This window comes from Moorella naiadis (nom. illeg.) (assembly GCF_051020825.1).
Classification (GTDB): domain Bacteria; phylum Bacillota; class DSM-521; order Neomoorellales; family Neomoorellaceae; genus Neomoorella; species Neomoorella naiadis.
Genome location: NZ_JAXGFQ010000069.1, coordinates 1 through 2,198, shown reverse-complemented (window position 1 = coordinate 2,198; position 2,198 = coordinate 1). Strand labels below are relative to the sequence as shown.

Here is a 2,198-nt window from a genome sequence, read left to right as displayed (position 1 = left end):
CAGGGAGAAAGCATGCTCGTACTGATAGCCCTGATGCTTTTCCGTCAGGATATTTTCTTCAATGTCCCAGCGGTGGCGGGCGGCCTGATTGCAACGGGCCACGATATTTTGTTTCGTTAATGGCCGGGAAGACACCCAGGCCCAGTGGGCCTCCTTCTTTTCTCCCCCCTCTTCCCAGAATTCCGTGCATCCCGCCACGTGAATTTTTAGCCGCCGCCAGGACCTGGAAGCTTCTTGGAAGTCATAGTCGATGTGGTTGACCCACCAAAAAATTTGCTCCCGGTTGCCCCAATGGTACCTTAATGTCTGGTCCTTTTCCAGCTTTTTAAGGCCCATCACCTCTTCCCAGACACTGGGCAGGCGGTCCCGGGGAAGGATAATCATAAAGTCCAAATGTAGTCGGCGACATAAGGCCATCACCGGTCCATTGGGATACAGGCCATCAGCCACCACCATCATACGTAACTTCGGAAATACTTGGCGCAGGCGTACCAGCAGCCGTTTGCAGGCCTTTAGTTCGCAATCCTGTTTGGCGAATAAGGCCTCCTCGCCGGCGGGGTTCTCACAAAACTCCGTGAGAAAGGGGATGGTTACCCCCTGGGGGCCGACCAGGACTGCTTCTAAAGCATAAGCCGCATAAGACACCTCCTCCCCGTGTTGACGATGGAGCGCCTCGGCGGCCCAGGGCCACCGGCGCGCTAACTTTTGGGTCCCATCGATGGCTACTATATACTGCTTTGCCACCAGCAGTGCGCGCAGCCGCCCTTGGCGCAGGAGCCGTTTGACCGTCTGGCTCAGCACCTCTTCCAGTTGGGCCGGGTCAATCTTCTCGAGCAGGCGATTGACGGTGTCCATATGGGGGATAGTGGTGATCTCCGGGAAGACCTCCCGCAACAGCTCCCAAAAGGTGGGCCGGGTCAGTTCCCGATTGGCTTCCCGCCGGGAGGTGTATGCGAAGATGAACAAGAAAAGGGCGAAGGTCAGCAGTACGGTCAATTTATGCCGGATACTCTTGGGGCGGCGCGGGTCCGGTAGGTGAGAGAATTTCTCGAGCAATATTGGTAAATTGGCCCGCCATACGGGCAATTGCGCTGCCAGCGCAGCTTGCCGGTCTGCTTGCTCCGCTTCACTGTTGGCATAGGCATTTTTACAATTAGGAAGGGTCGCCGGGTGGATGGTCTCGGGATGCCGTAAAGCCATGCCTATTCCTCCCCCCCGTCCCAAGTTTCTTTAGGCTGGGGGAATGGTTCCACCAGACGCTGGCGCCAGTTAGGCACCAGCGGGTACACCCAAATTGATTTGACCGATGCCTCATATTTCTTAAAGGTGTCCTGGCGGCCTCGGCCTGCGGTCTGGCCAATTTTAAGCCAGTTGGCCGCCCGGTAACAGGTACCCGTGTACTCGGGTTCAATAAATGTCTCTAGCAGAACAGGTTCATAGCCATAGCGAGCCTGCCAATCTGCCCGGATCCGGCGGGCCGCTAAGGCCAGGGCTCGACTCGCCAGATGCGGGATATGTACGTCCGGCAGGATCAGAAACCGATTGTTGTTGACGATGCGTGGCCGGTAACGCCGGCGCTCCTCGGGTGTCCAGCCGATCCACTGATCCCGCGCCACCAATGCCTTGGCGGCGGCGCCAAACAACATCGCTCCTACAATCTCCCGGCCATTGGCACCTTGGACCCGTATCCAATACCGTTGCTGCGCCCCGATGGCGCGCAGGTACCCTAGCGGGTGGTAAGTAGCCATGGTGGCATTCCAGTCCGCCCTTTCTAGAGAGGTGACTGGATCTATGGTCACCGGTGACACTTCCTGAAGCCCGGCCTGTAACCGGGTTTGCACGGCAGTTCCTAGCCGCTCCCCGCCAACCTTACGTACCCGGTTCTTTTGTAGCGGCGGTAAGGTGATGATCTTTTTTTGCTCTAATTCGCGCAGTAGCTTTCTACAGGCTTCCAACTTTAAACGCCCGTTCGGTGCTTTCCAGGGTAAATTCTCACATAAGGTCGCCGTGAGTTCCTCACGGCTTAAATGTGAAAATTGCTGTACCGTAATGCGTATCATTTTTACATCAGCTGCGGTAAATTCACGGTCCCCAATCCAAAAAGGCACGTCCATCTGGATTTTCACCTCTCCATTTCTCCGAGGCTATTATCTCAGATTGGCTCGTGCCTGTCCAGTCCTATTTGCAATAAAATTTTT

The 2,198-nt window shown here is 55.9% G+C and carries 2 protein-coding genes; both read right to left on the bottom strand.

Annotation, left to right across the window (positions count from 1 at the left end; all coding sequences use genetic code 11):
- The coding region (locus tag SDD30_RS17290) for a transposase family protein (RefSeq protein ID WP_434076174.1) at nucleotides 1–1,200 on the bottom strand (1,200 nt) is incomplete at its 3' end.
- A gap of 2 nt (nucleotides 1,201–1,202) precedes the next feature.
- Nucleotides 1,203–2,126: a Druantia anti-phage system protein DruA gene (locus SDD30_RS17285; protein WP_434076173.1), complete on the bottom strand. Its 924-nt coding sequence runs from the start codon at nucleotides 2,124–2,126 to the stop codon at nucleotides 1,203–1,205.
- Nucleotides 2,127–2,198: the final 72 nt, after the last annotated feature.